General features: G+C 68.0%; 16 protein-coding genes and 1 tRNA gene. 12 read left to right on the forward strand and 5 right to left on the reverse strand.

Going from position 1 to position 16,594, the window contains the following annotated elements; genetic code table 11:
- Positions 1-278: 3-hydroxyacyl-CoA dehydrogenase family protein (locus PK606_RS10245; protein ID WP_324563517.1), on the forward strand; the 278-nt coding region annotated here is incomplete at its 5' end.
- 37 nt (positions 279-315) lie between these two features.
- On the opposite strand, the gene PK606_RS10250 is transcribed toward PK606_RS10245, so the two are convergent.
- Together PK606_RS10250 and PK606_RS10255 are read right to left on the reverse strand one after the other, a co-directional pair.
- Positions 316-759 (reverse strand): potassium channel family protein, encoded by a 444-nt coding sequence (locus PK606_RS10250; protein WP_324563519.1) that lies wholly within the window; start codon positions 757-759, stop codon positions 316-318.
- 67 nt (positions 760-826) lie between these two features.
- Entirely contained in the window at positions 827-3,085 is a 2,259-nt protein-coding gene (locus PK606_RS10255; RefSeq protein ID WP_324563521.1) for a protein-disulfide reductase DsbD family protein, read from the reverse strand.
- A 216-nt stretch (positions 3,086-3,301) separates the two neighbouring features.
- Here PK606_RS10255 and PK606_RS10260 point away from each other — a divergent pair, with 216 nt between their 5' ends.
- From PK606_RS10260 to PK606_RS10290, 8 genes are all read left to right on the forward strand, one after another.
- Entirely contained in the window at positions 3,302-4,555 is a 1,254-nt protein-coding gene (locus tag PK606_RS10260) for a class I SAM-dependent methyltransferase (RefSeq protein ID WP_324563523.1), read from the forward strand.
- Positions 4,556-4,781: 226 nt separating this feature from the next.
- Positions 4,782-4,988, forward strand: coding sequence for a helix-turn-helix domain-containing protein (locus tag PK606_RS15960; protein WP_324567519.1), 207 nt, complete (start codon positions 4,782-4,784; stop codon positions 4,986-4,988).
- Between the two features lie 113 nt (positions 4,989-5,101).
- Positions 5,102-5,617: a hypothetical protein gene (locus tag PK606_RS10265; protein WP_324563525.1), complete on the forward strand. Its 516-nt coding sequence runs from the start codon at positions 5,102-5,104 to the stop codon at positions 5,615-5,617.
- 492 nt (positions 5,618-6,109) lie between these two features.
- On the forward strand, positions 6,110-7,147 hold the full coding sequence (locus PK606_RS10270) for a TRAP transporter substrate-binding protein (RefSeq protein WP_324563526.1): 1,038 nt from the start codon (positions 6,110-6,112) through the stop codon (positions 7,145-7,147).
- A complete protein-coding gene (locus tag PK606_RS10275; RefSeq protein ID WP_324563529.1) occupies positions 7,147-7,662 on the forward strand; it encodes a TRAP transporter small permease in 516 nt (171 codons plus the stop codon). The genes PK606_RS10270 and PK606_RS10275 overlap by 1 nt, the downstream gene beginning before the upstream one ends.
- Positions 7,663-7,684: 22 nt before the next feature.
- Positions 7,685-8,992 carry a TRAP transporter large permease gene (locus tag PK606_RS10280; RefSeq protein WP_324563531.1) on the forward strand — a complete coding sequence of 436 codons (1,308 nt, stop codon included), beginning with the start codon at positions 7,685-7,687 and terminating at the stop codon, positions 8,990-8,992.
- A 62-nt stretch (positions 8,993-9,054) separates the two neighbouring features.
- Complete coding sequence (locus PK606_RS10285) at positions 9,055-10,905, forward strand: AMP-binding protein (protein WP_324563534.1); 1,851 nt, start codon at positions 9,055-9,057, stop codon at positions 10,903-10,905.
- A complete protein-coding gene (locus PK606_RS10290) occupies positions 10,902-11,714 on the forward strand; it encodes an enoyl-CoA hydratase/isomerase family protein (protein ID WP_324563536.1) in 813 nt (270 codons plus the stop codon). The genes PK606_RS10285 and PK606_RS10290 overlap by 4 nt, the downstream gene beginning before the upstream one ends.
- Positions 11,715-11,806: 92 nt before the next feature.
- On the opposite strand, the gene PK606_RS10295 is transcribed toward PK606_RS10290, so the two are convergent.
- Together PK606_RS10295 and PK606_RS10300 are read right to left on the reverse strand one after the other, a co-directional pair.
- Positions 11,807-11,883, reverse strand: a tRNA-Met gene (locus PK606_RS10295).
- Between the two features lie 57 nt (positions 11,884-11,940).
- Positions 11,941-12,720: an enoyl-CoA hydratase gene (locus tag PK606_RS10300; protein WP_324563538.1), complete on the reverse strand. Its 780-nt coding sequence runs from the start codon at positions 12,718-12,720 to the stop codon at positions 11,941-11,943.
- Positions 12,721-12,846: 126 nt separating this feature from the next.
- On the opposite strand from PK606_RS10300, the gene PK606_RS10305 reads away from it, so the two are divergent.
- The 3 genes from PK606_RS10305 to paaK are packed head-to-tail and all read left to right on the forward strand — an operon-like array spanning position 12,847 to position 15,427.
- Positions 12,847-13,650, forward strand: a complete 804-nt coding sequence (locus PK606_RS10305) for an enoyl-CoA hydratase-related protein (protein WP_324563540.1) — start codon at positions 12,847-12,849, stop codon at positions 13,648-13,650.
- A complete protein-coding gene (gene paaI / locus PK606_RS10310) occupies positions 13,647-14,129 on the forward strand; it encodes a hydroxyphenylacetyl-CoA thioesterase PaaI (protein ID WP_502920829.1) in 483 nt (160 codons plus the stop codon). Before PK606_RS10305 ends, paaI begins: the two co-directional genes overlap by 4 nt.
- Entirely contained in the window at positions 14,126-15,427 is a 1,302-nt protein-coding gene (gene paaK / locus PK606_RS10315; protein ID WP_324563544.1) for a phenylacetate--CoA ligase PaaK, read from the forward strand. The genes paaI and paaK overlap by 4 nt, the downstream gene beginning before the upstream one ends.
- A 31-nt stretch (positions 15,428-15,458) precedes the next feature.
- On the opposite strand, the gene PK606_RS10320 is transcribed toward paaK, so the two are convergent.
- Positions 15,459-16,583: a DUF3108 domain-containing protein gene (locus PK606_RS10320; RefSeq protein ID WP_324563546.1), complete on the reverse strand. Its 1,125-nt coding sequence runs from the start codon at positions 16,581-16,583 to the stop codon at positions 15,459-15,461.
- Between the last annotated feature and the right edge of the window lie 11 nt (positions 16,584-16,594).

Here is a 16,594-nt window from a genome sequence, read left to right on the forward strand (position 1 = left end):
TGGTGCCGATGATCAACGAGGCCTTCTTCGTGCTGGCCGAGGGCCTGGCCACGCCGGAAGACATCGACGCCGGCATGAAGCTGGGCTGCAACCACCCGATCGGCCCGCTGGCGCTGGCCGACATGGTCGGCCTGGACGTCTGCCTGGCGGTGATGGAGGTCTACCTGGAGCAGTTCGGCGACAGCAAGTACCGCCCCTGCCCGCTGCTGCGCGAATACGTCGCCGCCGGCCGCCTCGGACGCAAGACCGGCACCGGCGTGTACAGCTACGCCAAGTAGGACGGCAGGACGCCGCCCGGCCCGAGCGGATGCCGGCTCAGGCCGGGCGGTTCATCTGCTCGTCGGCGCAGTTGCGCAGGTAGCGCACCTCCTCGCGCAGCGCCTCCACCTGGTGGCGCAGGCCGCGGATCTCCTGCATCAGGTCACGCTCGATCTGGCGCTCCTCTTCCTCGACCTTTTCCTCGACGAAGATCGCTGCCAGCGACGCCGTCACCAGCGACAGCACCGCCAGCCCCAGCAGCACCACGATCACCGCGAATACGCGCGACAGGGTCGTCGATGGCACCACGTCGCCATAGCCCACGGTCGCGGCGGTCGTGAAGGCCAGCCACAGGCCGTCCTGCAGGCTGTGCACGCGCGGATCCAGCGCCCAGAAGCCGACGCCGCCCAGCAGCAGGATGGCGGCCACCAGGAAAAGCGAATAGACCAGGCCGCGCCGCACCAGATGACGCCGGCGCGCCTGCTGTCTGCGCTTTCTCACGCTCATGATCGCGCGCTGCCGTCGTGCGGAATGGTTGAGGGGTGGTCGCGCCGGCCAACGGGACGGCTCAGAGCTGGCCGAGCGCGTCCTTCACATCGGCCACGCTAAGGATCTCGGACAGCACCACCGGCGCCTTGCCGGGCGCCTGCAGCACGTACACCGGCACACCGCTGCGCCCCAGCTTGCCCAGCTCGGCGGTAATGGCCGGGTCGCGGCGCGTCCAGTCGGCGCGGAAGGTCTGCACGCGGGCGGCGTCCATGGCGGCGATCACCTCGGCGTTGGCCAGCGTGGTCTTCTTGTTGTACTGGCAGGTCACGCACCAGGCGGCTGTGAAGTCAACGAACACCGGCTGCCCCGCCGTCAGCACCGCCTCGACACGCTGTGCCGACCAGGGCTGCCAGCGCGCGCCGTCGCTCGCCGCCACGGTCCCGGCCTCGGCCTCGGCCGGTTCGATCAGGCGGACCACGTTGGGACCGATCGCCGCCACCATGAAGACGCCGAACGCGATCGACAAGGGCGCCAGGATGGCGCGTGCACGCCCGCGCAGGCCGCCCAGCGCCCACAGCACCAGCGCCAGCGTCACCAGCAGGGCCAGCAGCGCGCCGGCGCCGTCGATGCCGGTCTGCTGGCCCAGCACCCAGAGCAGCCACACGGCGGTGCCGAACATCGGGAACGCCATGAACTTCTTGAAGCTCTCCATCCAGGCGCCCGGCCGGGGCAGCAGGCGCGCCACCGCCGGCCACCAACTGGCGGCCAGGTACGGCAGCGCCATGCCGAAGCCGATGGCGGCGAACACGGCCAGCGCCTGCAGCGCCGGCAGCGCCACCGCCAGGCCCAGCGACGCGCCCATGAACGGCGCCGTGCAGGGCGAGGCCACCGCCACCGCCAGCACGCCGGTGAGCAGCGAATTGGTCAGCGGGTGCCTGGCCTCCATCGTGGCCAGCCGGCTGGGCACGAAATGGCCGAACTCGAACACCCCGGCCAGGTTGAGCCCGATCACGGTGAACAGCACCGTCAGCGCCGCCACCACGGCCGGCGACTGCAGCTGGAAACCCCAGCCGAGCTGCTGGCCGGCCGCGCGCAGCGCCAGCATCAGCGCGCCCAGCGCCAGGAAGGACAGCACCACGCCGGCGGTGTAGGCCAGCCCGCCGATGCGCTGCGCACGCTGCTCGTGCGCGTGCCGCGTGAAGCCCAGCACCTTGATCGCCAGGATCGGGAACACGCAGGGCATCAGGTTCAGGATCATGCCGCCGACCAGCGCGCCCAGCAGCGCCAGCATGAAGGTGGCTGCCGGCACGCCGGTCGTCGTCGGCAGCGCGGCGCCCGCACCGGCTGCAGCGGCAGCATTGGCCTTCAGCGCCGCCTCCAGCGCCGGCGACACCACGGCCGCCTGTGCCAGCGCCGGCCAGCTGCCGAGCACCGGCGCCTCGGCGCGCCAGCCCTGCTCGCCGGCCACCAGCACCAGTGGCATCCGCTCCGGCGCGTCGGCGCGGTCGGGCGAGACCGGCACATCGGCGGTCCAGACCTCGCCGTCCCAGCGCTGGCTCCAGCTGCGCTCGCCCACCGGCTCGCCCGGCTTGGCCTGGGTGGCGGCGGTGACGATCACGTTGGGCGTCTCGGGGAACAGCTCCAGCGTCTGCCCGCGCACGCTGGCCGGCAGGCCGGTCACGCGCACCGCCAGGCGCCTGCCGTCCTCGGTCAGCTCGACCTGGTGCGCGCCGGGCACCTCGGCCGGCTGCGCACGCAAGGCGGCCTCGAACGCGGCGCCGTGCAGGCCGGTGGAGCCGTGCAGCGGCAGCTGCAGCGTGAATTCGCCTTCCTGCGGAATGCACTCCATCCGGCAGGCCAGCCAGTTCGCCTTCAGCCTGATCTCCATGGTGTCGGCCATCAGCGCCGGCTTGTACTCGGGCGTGATGATCAAGGGCACCGGCAGCAGCACGGTGTCCTCGTAGCCGTAGTTGGCCAAGTTGGCGATCGGGATCTTCTTCGGCAGCGGCCAGGCGATGTCGCCCGCCATCACGCCCGGCGGCAGCGTCCACTGCAACTCGGTTGGCAGCCCGGAGTCGCCGGAGTTCTTCCAGTAAGTGTGCCAGTCGGGCGCGTGGGTGAGCTGCAGCCCGACCCAGACCGGCTGGCCGGTGGCGGCCTCGGGCGCCAGGCCGACCGGCACACCCTGGGGCGCGTGCGCCAGCAGCACTGCCTGCACCTGGTCGGTGCGCACCTCGGTCTTGCTGGTCCCCGGAGCCTGGGCGTAGGCGCGATCGAAACCGAACGCCACCACGAGCAGGGTGAGCAGCCAGAATGCCAGTGAGCGCCAGGTCGACATGAGAGACAACGACAAAACCTAAATCCGATGTGGGAGGCGCAAACCGGGCTGCGGGTTCCCGGCCGTGCCAGTGCCGGGCTTCAAAAGGATGACTTTAGCCCACGGCCGACGTGCAAATGTGGCACAGACGTGGTAATTTGCGCGCAAGCCGATTGAAATGGCCATACGCGGCAACCCCGGAATGCTGCCGCGCCAGACACAAGGAGCTTGCCCGCCATGCGACTTTCCGCGACCTCGCCATTCGATGCCGCCCTGAGTCCCTGGGCCGATCGCCTGCGTCAGCGCTTCGACCTGCCCCTGCTGGTGCGCTGGAACAATGGCCCCGGCCTGCGCCTGGGCCAGTTCGACACCCCGCGCGTCACGGTCGACGTGCGCGACGCCGCCGGCGCCGCCGCCCTGCTCAGCCCGTCGCTGGACCACCTCGGCCGCGCCTACGTCGAAGGCCACATCGACGTCAGCGGCAAGGCGCACGACATCATGGACATCGCCCATCGCCTGGCCGAGGCCGGCAGCAGCACCGAGGCCGATCCGGGCTGGGTCCGGCGCATCGCCCGGCGCATGGCCGACGCCGTCAGCCACACGCGCGATGCCGACCGCGCGGCGATCCAGTACCACTACGACGTCTCCAACGCCTTCTACGCCGAGTGGCTGGACCCAGCGATGGTCTATTCCTGCGCCTATTTCGAGCACGGCAACGAGACCCTGGCCGAAGCGCAGCAGAACAAGATCGACCACATCCTGACCAAGCTGCGGCTGCAGCCCGAGCAGCGCCTGCTCGACATCGGCTGTGGCTGGGGCGCGCTGGTGCTGCGGGCGGCGCAGCAGTTCGGCGCCCGCTGCGTCGGCATCACGCTGTCGCAGAACCAGTTCGACGAAGCCAGCGCGCGCGTGCGTGCGGCCGGACTGCAGGACCGCATCGAGATCCGCATGCAGGACTACCGCGACGTCCGCGGCCCGTTCGACCGCATCACCAGCGTCGGCATGTTCGAGCACGTTGGGCTGAAGAACCTGGCACCCTACTTCCGCATCATCCACGACCTGCTGGCACCCGGTGGCTGGGCGCTCAACCACGGCATCACCTCGACCGACCCACAGAACGGCGAAACCAGCCATGGCGGCGGCCGCTTCATCGACCGCTATGTTTTCCCGCAGGGCGAACTGCCGCACATCGGCACCGTGCTGACGACCATGCAGGAAGGCGGCCTTGAACCCTTCGACGTCGAAAGCCTGCGCCGCCACTACGCCCGCACGCTGCAGTGCTGGAGTGACAACTTCGAAGCCAGCAGCGAGCGGCTCAAGTCGCTGGTCAACGAGAAGACCTGGCGCATCTGGCGCATGTACCTGGTCGGCAGCCAGTGGGCATTCGAGAACGACGAGATCTCACTGTTCCAAGTGCTGTGCCGGCGCGCCGGCCAGACGGTGGACACGCTGCCCTGGTCGCGCGGCTGGATCTACGGGCGTCGCGCCTGAGGCATCCAGACGACGACGCGTTCACGGCGGCCGCCAAGTCCGCCCGCACAAGCACCCGCTGCACGACACGCGTTGCCATCTCTTGCCACTCGCCGCGCTACGCATGACTGCGCAAGATCAAAACAAATGCACGCACTTGTTGCGTAAGGTGTCATTATCGTAGAATTTCGCACAGTAATCAGAGTTGGCATCAAGAGGCCAGCCGGATTTCAGGGAGAGAATGTCGATGGGAATCGGAGAACTAGACGTCGCGCTGGCGGAACTGGGCTGGAAGGTGAGCGATTTTTGTCGCGCCACCGGCCTGCATCGGAATACCCCCAGTCGCTGGCGCAATCAGGGTGTAGCCATACCGGCCTGGGTGCCAAAGCATCTGGGCCTGTTGCTGGAAATCAAGCGTCTACAAAGTTCTTACTTGGTGCCACCCAGAGACTGAGCCGCGACGCCAGGCGTCGCGGCCGGCACTGGGCGCGAAACGGCTGGTGCACCCTGCCCGCCTCCCACCAGGAACTGGTTCACAGGGCTGTGTGTGGAGTCTGGATGGAAAACATGGCGGTTCAGCGCGTGCTGGAAATGGCAACCCGGCAACTGGCCAGTCGGCCAGCGTTGCTGGAGAAGTTGGAACAAGAGCTGGCATCCGGCCACCTGTGGTGCTGCCAGGATGCCGACTGCATGGTGCTGACCATGGTATCGCTGGAGGCCGACGGGCTGCTCCAGCGCTCGTTCGTGGAATCGCACCTCAAGCATTTCATCGACGAGTGGGTGACCCTGCAGCAACACCACGAGACCCGGCCGACCATCGTTGATTCACCCGACAGCCCGGATGCCGCAGCCGCACACGAGGCGCCGCTGCCGCGTGCCGCGCTGATCGACAAGCTGGCGCCACACTGGCCATCCATCGAGACCGATCTGCGTTACTGCCACATGAATGGCCTCAGCGCGGCCAGGTACGGCGACTACAACTGGCTCGAATCGGTGGCCTTGCTGTGGGCCCGCGTGCACGGCAGGCTAGCGCCTCGGATCGCTGACGAGCCCGTGCTGGACATCCCCCTGCCAGCGCATTGAGTGCGGCCGCCAGCAAGATACCTGATTTCAGGGATGTGCAGCCGCCGCGAGGACCCTAGCATCGCGGTGTCACACATCAGCACGCGTAGCCGCAGGGACAACAGGCAACAGACGCCAACCGAACGCAGTGGTTTGATTGCGGGGCTGGCGCAGCGGTCACGCACCGATCCTTTGGAGCCCCTTCACGGGGCTCTTTTTTCGCCGGTTTCTCACCGATCATCCGGTACCGATGATGCCGAACCAAGGCGCGGCGGGGCATCCACAGTCGAGCCGGCATGGGCAGCACGACACAGCTTGTCCCCATCGGCTGCCAGCCGGTCGTCGGCGCGGCGCCCGTGCTTCGGCGTTGCGCCGCCGGTCACCGCGCCGATCCGGCCGCCAGGGTGTCTTGCACGTGACGGTTCACGGGGAAAACACCCTGTCGCAAGCCGGCGCCAGCATGCAAGATCGCACGTCGTTTTCTTGTTCATCCCCGACTCCAGGAGACCCGCCGTGAAACACGTTTCGATCAAGCACCGCATTGGCCGCATCGGCGCGACCATCGGCCTGGTGGCCATGGCTTGCAGCGCCGCGGCCCAGGACAAGCCCGTCGAACTGCGCTTCGCCCACTGGCTGCCGGCGACACACCCGCTGGCCAAGCTCGGCTTCGAACCGTGGGCCAAGTCGGTCGAGGCCGCCTCGAAAGGCTCGATCAAGGTCATGCTGTTCCCGGCGCAGCAGCTCGGCAAGGCCGCCGACCACTACGACATGGCGCGCGACGGCATCGCCGACATGACCTGGGCCAACCCGGGCTACCAGGCCGGCCGCTTCCCCATCTTCGCGGCCGGAGAACTGCCGTTCCTGGTTGCCAAGCCGGGACCGGGCTCGGCGGCCCTGGATCAGTGGTACCGCGCCTATGCGCCGCAGGAGATGAAGGACGTGAAGTTCTGCCTGGCGCATCTGCACGTCGGCACGCTGCACTCGAAGAAGCCGATCGACAGCCCGGAGCAGCTCAAGGGCATGAAGATCCGCTCGTCCAACGGCACGGCGTCGCAATACATGACGGCGGTGGGTGCCACCAACGTGCAGGTGTCGGCGCCGGAGTCGCGTGACGCGCTCGAGCGCGGCGTGGCCGATGCCATCCTGTTCCCCTGGCATTCGATCATCACCTTCGGCATCGACAAGGCAGTCAAGTACCACACCGACACGCGCATGTACTCGTCCAATTTCGCCTGGACCATGAACCAGGGCTTCTACAACAAGCTCTCCGCGGCACAGAAGCAGGTCATCGACAACCATTGCAACAACGAGTGGGCATCCAAGGTCGGCGCCTCCTGGGGCGACGATGAAGACAGCGGCCGCGAACTGATGATCAAGGCCGGCGGCCACACCATGGTGCCGGTATCGGCCCAGCAACTGCAGGCGTGGCAGAAGTCGGCCGAGCCGGTCTACGCGCAGTGGGCGGCCGCCGTCGACAAATCCGGCGTCGACGCGAAGAAGGCGCTGGAGGATCTGCGCAAGGAACTGGCCACGCGCAAGGGCGGCCATTGATGCACAACCGCGCGGGGCGGCGACTGCTGGTCGTCACCGAGGTCACGGCCGCCTTCTTCCTGCTGCTGGTGGCCTTGCTGACGGCGGGCAACGTCACCCTGCGCTATCTGGGCGGCCCGTCGATCCCCGACTGGTACGACGGCTCCCGCATGCTGCAGGGCATCGCGCTGTTCTGGGGCATTGCGCTGACCACCTACTACGGCAGCCATATCTGCGTCGACATCGTCTGGGAGCATGTGGGCGCGGGCGGCAAGCGCGCGCTGGACATCCTGGCCACGGCCTGCACGGCGGCGCTGCTGATTCCGACCGCCTGGATGGTGTGGCAGAAGGTCGGCAGCACCGGCACGCAGGGCACCAGCGACCTGCGCCTGCCGCTGGCCTGGTTCTATGCGGTCGCCGCGGCGGGCATGACGCTGGCGGCGGTGCTGTGCGTGGTGCGGCTGGCCCTGATCGCCCGGCGCGATCCACCCGACCTGGCCGACACCATCATGCCGGCCGAGGCGGAACGCCCATGACGGCCAGGCGGCAGGTGATGTCATGAGCGTCAGTCGCGAGATCGTGGCCCTGCTGGGCTTCGTCGGCATGTTCGCGCTGATGGCGCTGCGCGTGCCGATCGGCGTCGCCATGGGCATCGTCGGCGTGCTCGGCTTCGGGGCGCTGTCGGGGCTGAAGCCGGCGCTCAATCTGCTGTCCAACGTGCCGCTGTCGGTGGTGACGGACTACAACCTCAGCATCATCCCGATGTTCATCCTGATGGGCGCGTTCGCGACCCGCTCCGGCATGAGCACCGAGCTGTTCGCCGCCGGGCGCGCCTGGCTGGGGCATCTGCGCGGCGGACTGGCCATGGCCTCGATCGTCGCCTGTGGCGGCTTTGCCGCGATCAATGGCTCTTCGGTCGCCACGGCTGCCACCATGACCCAGGTGGCCTTGCCTGAGATGCGCAATGCCGGCTACTCCGGCGCCCTGTCGGCCGGCCTGATCGCGGCGGGCGGCACGCTCGGGATCATGATTCCGCCGTCGGTCATCTTCGTGCTGTACGGCATCATGACCGAGACCGACATCAGCAAGCTGTTCGCGGCCGGCGTGATTCCTGGCCTGATGGCGATCGGCTTCTACTTCCTGGTGGTGCAGTTCATCGCCTGGCGGCACCCGCACCTGCTGCCCCGTGGAGAATCCCACAGCTGGGGATCTCGGCTCAGTTCGCTGCGTGGCCTGTGGGCGACGATCTTCCTGTTCGTGTTCGTGCTGGGCGGCATCTATGTCGGCTTCTACACCGTCACCGAGGCCGCCGGCGTCGGCGCGGTGGGCACGCTGATCCTCGGGCTGCTGCGCGGCCGGCTGGGGCCGCGCGAGATCAAGGCCGCGCTGGTCGACACGCTGCGCGTCTCGTCGGCGATCATGATGATCGTCATCGGCGCCTACCTGTTCGGCTACTTCCTGACCATCACCCAGTTCACCCAGCAATCGTTGGAGTTCCTGGTCAACCTGCCGGTCGGCAAGTACGGCGTGCTGGCGCTGGTGCTGGTCGGCTACTTCATCCTCGGCGCGGTGATGGATGAACTGGCGATGATCCTGCTGACGGTGCCGATCGTGTTCCCGGCCATGATGCAGCTCGGCTTCGACCCGATCTGGTTCGGCGTCATCATCGTGATGGCGGTCACCTTCGGCATGATCTGTCCGCCTGTGGGCATCAACGTATTCGTCATCAACTCGCTGGCGCGCGACATCTCCCTGGTCGACATTTATCGGGGCACTTTCCCGTTCATCGGCGTCGACGTGCTGCGCCTGCTCATCCTGTCGGCGTTTCCGGCGATTTCGCTGTGGCTGCCCGGCTTCGTGAAGTAGGGCTGGCTGCAAGCAGGCGGCAGGTGTCCGGACGCAGGAAATGGTCGAACAGAGGTACCGGCATGAGCATTCGTGGCATTTCCTCCATTGATGACATTCGGGCCATCGAGTCGCAGGCGTTCAGCGCCTGGCTGCCGTACGCGAGCGTGCTCGACGCGCTGGAATCCCAGGCACGGCGCAGCCCGGACCGGACCGCGCTCAGGTACATCAGGAGCGCGAACCTGGACGAGCCGGCTGACAGCTGGTCCTACACGCAATTCGTCTCGCAGGTCCGCCGCGCCGCGCGCCTGTTCCAATCCCTGTGCGGCCAGCAGCAGGCTCGCGTGGCGTTCCTGCTGCCCGCCATTCCCCAGGCCCACTTCAGCCTGTGGGGCGCGGAAGCGGTCGGCATCGCCTGCCCCGTCAACTACCTGCTGGGCGAGGAGCACATCGCGGAACTGCTGCAGGCCGCCGAGGTGAACCTGCTGGTCGCCCTGGGGCCGAACCCGGAACTCGACATCTGGTCCCGTGTGGCCGGCATTCGAGAGCGCTGCCCACGGTTGCTCCACGTGCTGGTCGTTGGCGCCACCGAGGAAACCACCGGCGCGATCGATTTCGATCAGGCGGTCGCGGCGCAGAGCGATGCGCCCTTGGCCGCAGCGCGCGGCCTGGACGATATCGCCGCGCTGTTTCACACCGGCGGCACCACCGACAGTCCGAAGCTGGCGCAGCACCAGCACCGCAACCAGCTTTGCGCTGCCGCGGGTGCGGCGGGCATGTACTCGGCCTCGGACCAGGATGTCATCGTCAACGGCTTTCCGCTGTTTCACGTGGCGGGCTCCTTCGTCTACGGTCTGTCGATGTTTCTGGTGGGCGCCACGGTCGTCCTGCCCACGCTGCTCGGCATGCGCAACCCCGGCTTCGTCCGCCAGTACTGGGCCTTTGCGCAGCGCGAGCAGGCCACGCTGCTGGCGGCGGTGCCGACCGTGATGTCCGCCTTGCTGTCGGTATCCGCTGAGGGCACCGACATCACCCGGGTCCGCGCCTTGTTGACAGGCGGCTCGCCGCTGCCCACCGACCTGGCGGACGATTTCGAGCAACGATTCGGCATTCCGGTCCGCAACATCTTCGGGATGACCGAGTGCGGCGGAGTGATCGCGATCGAGCCTTGTGCGATGCCGCGCACGCCGGGCTCGGTCGGCCTGCCGATCCCGTTCGTGGAGGTGCGCGCCGTCGGCGCGGATGGCACGCCGCTGGCGACGGGAAGCGACGGCGAGCTGCGCATCCGGGGGCCCAACGTCAGCCCCGGCTATACCGATGCGACGAAGAACGCCAACGTGTTCCTGGACGGCGGCTGGCTGAACAGCGGCGACGTCGGGCACCTGGATGCCGCAGGCCTGCTGTACGTGACCGGCCGCGCCAAGGACATGATCATCCGCAGCGGCCACAACATCGATCCGCTGTTGATCGAAGAGGCCCTGCACGGGCATCCCGAGGTCGCCATGGCGGCGGCTGTCGGAGCGCCCGACGAATATGCCGGCGAGCTGCCGATCGCCTATGTGACCCTCAAGCCCGGTGCGACGGCCACCTCAGCGGAACTGCTGGCGTTCGCCGAACAGCACGTGCCCGAGCGCCCTGCGGCGCCCAAGCAGATCGTCATCCTGGACGCGTTGCCGATGACCGCGATCGGGAAGCTCTTCAAGCCGCGGCTGCGCGAGCTCGCGATTCAGCAGGTGATCGAAACCAGGCTCGCCGAGCGCTCGCTGGCAGGCACGGTGTGCTGCGAAGTGAAGACCGACAAGCGCGGGCCACAGGTGACGCTCGACGGTGCCGACGACCCGGCAACCCGTGCCGCCGTCGCAGCGATCATGAAGCCGTTTGCCTTGCGCTGGAGCCTGGCTGGACCAATCCCATCGGAAGGAGATGCCGGATGAACGGCACGCTCCATCTCGATTGCCCCGACGACCACGTTGCGCTGATCCGGATCGATCGGCCGCAGGCGCGCAACGCCCTGTCGCCGGAGCTGCTGTGCGCACTGGCCGACGCGTTCATCGAAGTCAGGGACGATCCAGACATCCGGGTGCTGGTCCTGACGGGAACGGGCGAGGCCGCGTTCTGTTCTGGCGGCGACCTGGGCTTGACCCTGCCGCTGTTGACCGGGGCCCGGGCAGCAGCGGACGAGTTCGATCGACGCCTGCTCGAGAATCCGCTCACGATGGAAGTCTCGTCGCTGCGCAACTTCGATCTGGGCAAGCCCGTGATCTGCGCCGTCAACGGCGCCTGCCTAGCCGGCGGATTCGAGCTGATGCTGGGCACCGATATCCGCATCGCCGCCGAGCACGCCCAGTTCGGCTTGCCGGAGGTCCAGCATGGCCTGCTGCCCTTCGCCGGCTCGATGGCCCGGTTGCCGCGCCAGATTCCGCATGCGGCCGCCATGCAGCTGCTGTTGACGGGACGCATGGTTTCGGCGCAGCAGGCGCTGCAATGGGGCCTGATCACGGAAGTGCTGCCCGGCGACCGGTTGCTGCACCGGACGCTGGAACTCGCCAGCCAGATCGCGGGCAACGGCCCCGTGGCCGTGCAGGCGGTCCGGCGGACTGCCCGGGACTGCAGTGGGCTGCCACTGGCCAGTGCCTTTGCGCTGGAAGACGCGGCGAAGCGGGAGGTGCTCGGCAGTGAGGATGCCCGCGAAGGCCCGCGGGCCTTCATGGAGAAGCGCAAGCCGCGCTTTGTCGGCCACTGAGCGCCGAGTTCAAAAAGCCATGAAAAAAGCCCCAAGTTCTTGAGGCCCGGGGCTTCTTGAAACCATGCCCGCGCGTGCTGCAGCGCGGTGCCTGGTGGTGGTAGGTGGAGTTGAACCACCGACCTTGGGGTTATGAGTCCCACGCTCTAACCAACTGAGCTATACCACCGGAAGCCCGAAATTATAGGCTATTTCCCGGCGATTCCTGCGCGCTGAAGGCGCGTGCTTACCGGTGCTTGAAGTCGGCCTGGCGCTTGTTGACGAAGGCATCCATGCCCTCCTTCTGGTCCTCGGTGGCGAACAGGGCGTGGAACAGGCGCCGCTCGAACATCACGCCGTCGGCCAGCGGGCCTTCGAAGGCGCGGTTGACGCATTCCTTGGCCGCCATCACCGCCAGTTGGCCGAAACCGCTGATGGCCAGTGCGGCGCCCAAGGCCTCATCCATCAGTTTGTCGAGCGGCACCACGCGGCTGACCAGGCCGGCGCGCTCGGCCTCATTGGCGTCCATCATGCGGCCGGTCAGTGCCAGGTCCATGGCCTTGGCCTTGCCGACGGCGCGCGGCAGGCGCTGCGTGCCGCCGGCGCCGGGGATGATGCCGAGCTTGATCTCGGGCTGGCCGAAGCGCGCGTTGTCGGCGGCGATGATGAAGTCGCACATCATCGCCAACTCGCAGCCGCCGCCCAGCGCGAAGCCGCTGACTGCGGCGATGACCGGCTTGCGGATCGAGCGGATGTGCTCCCAGTCGCGCGTGATGTAGTCGTCCCGGTAGACGTCGGCGAAGCCGTAGGTGGCCATGGCGCCGATGTCGGCCCCGGCGGCGAAGGCCTTCTCGCTGCCGGTGATGATCATGCAGCCGATGGCCTGGTCGGCATCGAAGGCCTTCAGCGCCTGGCCCAGCTCAATCATCAACTGGGCATTGAGCGCATTCAGCTGCTTGGGCCGGTTCAGGGTGATGACGCCGACCTTCTCGCCTTCGGTGCGGACGGTGATGAATTCATAGCTCACGGGGTTCTCCTTGTGTCGTGTTCGGTCGCAGACTGGCACTATATAACCAGCCCATGAACTTCCTCACCGTTAGCCGACCATCGGGTCGGTTAATGGTAAATTCGCGCCCCAAGGAGACAAGCACCCATGACAGCAAGCTCGGAACCCTGCGTTCTGTACGAGGAGGACGGCGCGATCGCCGTGCTCACCCTCAACCGCCCCGCCGCGCTCAACAGCTTCACGCGCCAGATGCACCGCGAGCTGTGGGCGGCGCTCGACCGGATCGAGGCCAACAAGCACATCCGCGCGCTGGTGCTGACCGGTGCCGGCCGCGCCTTCTGCGCCGGCGCCGACCTGTCCGAGTTCGACTTCCGCCCCGGCGACGACATCATGTTCCGCGCCGACCCGGGCCCGGTGATCGACCAGGCCTTCAACCCGACCACGCGCCGGCTGATCAATGTGCGCGTGCCGACGATCTGCGCCGTCAACGGCGTGGCGGCGGGCGCCGGCGCCTCGGTGGCGATGGCCTGCGACATCGCCATCGCGGCGCCGGGCGCCAGCTTCATCCAGGCTTTCAGCAAGATCGGCCTGGTGCCGGACAGCGGCGGCACCTGGCTGCTGCCGCAGCGCATCGGCCTGGCACGCGCGATGGCGCTGGCCATGACGGGCGACAAGCTGGGCGCGCAGCATGCCAAGGCCATGGGCATGATCTGGGACGTTGCCGAGGATGCGGTGGCGGCGGCCAAGGCCATGGCCGAGCGTTTGGCCGCGATGCCGACCAAGGCGCTGGTGGCCACGCGCCACCTGCTGCGGGGCGCGCACACGCACAGCCTGGACGAGCAGCTCGACCTCGAGCGCGACGTGCAGTCGCGCCTGGGTTTCACGCACGACTACATCGAGGGCGTCAACGCCTTCCTGCAGAAGCGTGCGCCACGGTTCAAGGGCGAATGATGGGTGCGCAGCTCTCGGAAGCGCAGGCCAACGAACTGGCGCGCCGGGTCGGCGAGTCCATGTACGCGCTCGATCTGGCGTCCAAGGACACCATGGGCATGGAGTTGCTGTCCTGCACGCCGGGCCGCGCCACGATGCGCATGGTGGTGCAGCCGCTGCACCTGAACGGCCACAAGATCTGCCACGGCGGCTTCATCTTCACCCTGGCCGACTCCACCTTCGCCTACGCCTGCAACAGCCGCAACCACAACACCGTGGCCAACGGCTGCAGCATCGAATTCCTGCGGCCGGCCCACGCCGGCGACGTGCTGACCAGCGAGGGCGTCGAGCAGACGCTGGCCGGCCGCCATGGCATCTACGATATCCGCGTCAGTAACCAGAAGGGCCAGACTGTGGCATTGTTTCGCGGCAAGAGCACGCAGATCAGCGGCACGGTGATACCAGAAGACAACAAACCAGTGATCGAGACAACACCATGAGCGCCACCAGCTTTCCCCTCGAACCGATCGAAAAAGCCAGCATCGACGAGTTGCGCGCGCTGCAGTTGCAGCGGCTGAAGTGGGCGCTGTCGCACGCCTACGCCAACTCGCCGGTCTACAGACGCAAGTTCGACGAAGCCGGCGTGCACCCGGACGACTTCAGGCAATTGTCGGACCTGGCCAAGTTCCCCTTCACCACCAAGAAGGATCTGCGCGACAGCTACCCCTTCGGCATCTTCGCCGTGCCGCGCGAGCAGATCGTGCGCATCCACGCCAGCAGCGGCACCACCGGCAAGCCGACCGTGGTCGGCTACACGAAGAAGGACATCGACGTCTGGGCCAACGCCGTGGCGCGCAGCATCCGCGCCGCCGGTGCGCGGCCGGGTGACATGGTGCACATCAGCTACGGCTACGGCCTGTTCACCGGCGGGCTGGGCGCGCACTACGGCGCCGAGCGGCTGGGCCTGACCGTGGTGCCGTTCGGCGGCGGCCAGACCGAGCGCCAGATCCAGCTGATCCAGGACTTCAGGCCCGACATCATCATGGTCACGCCGAGCTACATGCTGGCGATCGCCGAGGAGGTGGAGCACATGGGGCTCGATCCGCGCGAGTTGTCCTTGCGGCTGGGCATCTTCGGTGCCGAGCCCTGGACCAACGAGATGCGCAGCGCCATCGAGGCGCGCATGAACATCGACGCGGTCGACATCTACGGCCTGTCGGAGGTGGTGGGCCCCGGGGTGGCGAGCGAATGCGTGGAGACCAAGGACGGCCCCACCATCTGGGAAGACCTGTTCTACCCCGAGGTCGTCGACCCCGATACCGGCGAGCCGGTGCCCGACGGCCAGGAAGGCGAGCTGGTGTTCACCAGCCTGACCAAGGAGGCGCTGCCCATCATCCGCTACCGCACGCGCGATCTGACGCGCCTGCTGCCCGGCACCGCGCGCACCATGCGCCGGATGGAGAAGATCACCGGCCGCAGCGACGACATGATGATCATCCGCGGCGTCAACGTGTTCCCGACCCAGATCGAGGAGCTGATCCTGCGCCGCCCCGAGCTGTCGCCGCACTACCAGTGCGTGCTGACGCGCGACGGCCCGATGGACAACCTGCGGGTGACGGTGGAAACCACGCCAGGCATGGATCCGGAAGGCATCCAGGCGCGCACCGCCGCCAAGCTGCTCCAGCACGAGATCAAGGTCTACATCGGCAGCAGCGTCGAGATCGACCTCAAGCCCGAGGGCGGCATCGAGCGCAGCGTCGGCAAGGCACGGCGGGTGGTAGACCTGCGCAAGAAGTAGGCCGTGCGGTGGTCGACGCCGGAAGCCCGGCTCAGCGCTGCTCCACCGTCTCCACGATCAGGTCGATGTAGGTATCCGGCCCCTGGTTGATGCGGATGCGCACCGGCAGGTATTGCAGGCTGGGCGCATACCAGATCTCGGCGGTGATCGGGCCGCGCGGCTTGGCGAGCGGGCGCGGCTTCAGGTGCAGCGCCTGCACCGGCCCCAGGCGCGGCAGGTGCAGCGTCTCCTCGCTGATGACGTCGTAGACCCAGTCGTCGATGCCGCCCGGGCGCGCCATCGAGAAATGCACCTGGGCGCCCGGCTCCAGCTTCACCTGGCCGCTGGAGAAGCGGTGGCCGAGTTCGACGAACTGGCTCGCCGTGTCCTGCACGCTGGCCGGCCGCGGCATGCGGTTGCCGTTGTTCAGGCGCACCTCCGCGTCGCCGATGCGCACGCCACGGCGACGGCCGCGCACGTCTTCCTCGTACACCTCGGGCCGCAGGCCGGCGGCCGTGATCTCGCCCTGGCTGCTGAAGCTGAGCGACGCCAGCAGGCCGGCGTTCATCTCCACCGCGGTGTGGTAGCGCGTGCCCTCGCGCTGCCACAGCACGCGCGCATCGCCGTGCAGTTCGCCGCGGTAGTAGCCGCCGAGCTGGTAGTTCAGGCGCGTGTCGCTCGGCCAGCTGGCGAGAAAGGCCGGCACGACGTCGGTGGCGGCAGGCGCCGGCTCCGCCAACGGCTCGGGCGGCGCCGCAGCCTGTGCCGGTCCGGGTTCGGGCGCTGGTGGCGCCATGACGGCCTCGGGCTCCGACGCGGCAGCGAGCGGCGTCGAGGCCGGCAGCTCGGGCGCCACCGGATCGCTGGCCGCCTCTGCTCTGTCTTGCGCGACCACATCGGCGTCCACCAGTGCCGGCTCGGCGCGTTTGCCAGCCTGGCGCACAGCGCGCGGCCGCGGCTGCCTGATGCGCGCCGTCGGTCTGGCGGGCCGCGCAGGCTGTGCCTGCACTGGCGCGGTCGCCACGACCGGCGCCGGCGGCACCTCGGGGACGATGCTGCGGGTGTAGAACGGCGGCGCCATCTCGCGCAGCAGGCTGGGCGGCTGCAACCACTGCCGCAGCGCCAGCAGCAGCACCGCGTGCAGCAGCACGACCAGCCAGGTCAGGAGCAGCAGCACACGCCGGTCGC

Origin of the sequence: Ottowia sp. (assembly GCF_035444425.1) — a bacterium.
GTDB lineage: Bacteria > Pseudomonadota > Gammaproteobacteria > Burkholderiales > Burkholderiaceae_C > Ottowia.

Excerpts from the sequence above, each read along its gene's own strand:
- PK606_RS10285 (WP_324563534.1), top strand. The coding sequence starts at position 9,055 with ATGAGCATTCGTGGCATTTCCTCCATTGATGACATTCGGGCCATCGAG.
- PK606_RS10255 (WP_324563521.1), bottom strand. The coding sequence starts at position 3,085 with ATGTCGACCTGGCGCTCACTGGCATTCTGGCTGCTCACCCTGCTCGTG.
- PK606_RS15960 (WP_324567519.1), top strand. The coding sequence starts at position 4,782 with ATGGGAATCGGAGAACTAGACGTCGCGCTGGCGGAACTGGGCTGGAAG.
- PK606_RS10265 (WP_324563525.1), top strand. The coding sequence starts at position 5,102 with ATGGCGGTTCAGCGCGTGCTGGAAATGGCAACCCGGCAACTGGCCAGT.
- paaK (WP_324563544.1), top strand. The coding sequence starts at position 14,126 with ATGAGCGCCACCAGCTTTCCCCTCGAACCGATCGAAAAAGCCAGCATC.
- PK606_RS10260 (WP_324563523.1), top strand. The coding sequence starts at position 3,302 with ATGCGACTTTCCGCGACCTCGCCATTCGATGCCGCCCTGAGTCCCTGG.
- PK606_RS10305 (WP_324563540.1), top strand. The coding sequence starts at position 12,847 with ATGACAGCAAGCTCGGAACCCTGCGTTCTGTACGAGGAGGACGGCGCG.
- PK606_RS10280 (WP_324563531.1), top strand. The coding sequence starts at position 7,685 with ATGAGCGTCAGTCGCGAGATCGTGGCCCTGCTGGGCTTCGTCGGCATG.
- paaI (WP_502920829.1), top strand. The coding sequence starts at position 13,647 with ATGATGGGTGCGCAGCTCTCGGAAGCGCAGGCCAACGAACTGGCGCGC.
- PK606_RS10290 (WP_324563536.1), top strand. The coding sequence starts at position 10,902 with ATGAACGGCACGCTCCATCTCGATTGCCCCGACGACCACGTTGCGCTG.
- PK606_RS10275 (WP_324563529.1), top strand. The coding sequence starts at position 7,147 with ATGCACAACCGCGCGGGGCGGCGACTGCTGGTCGTCACCGAGGTCACG.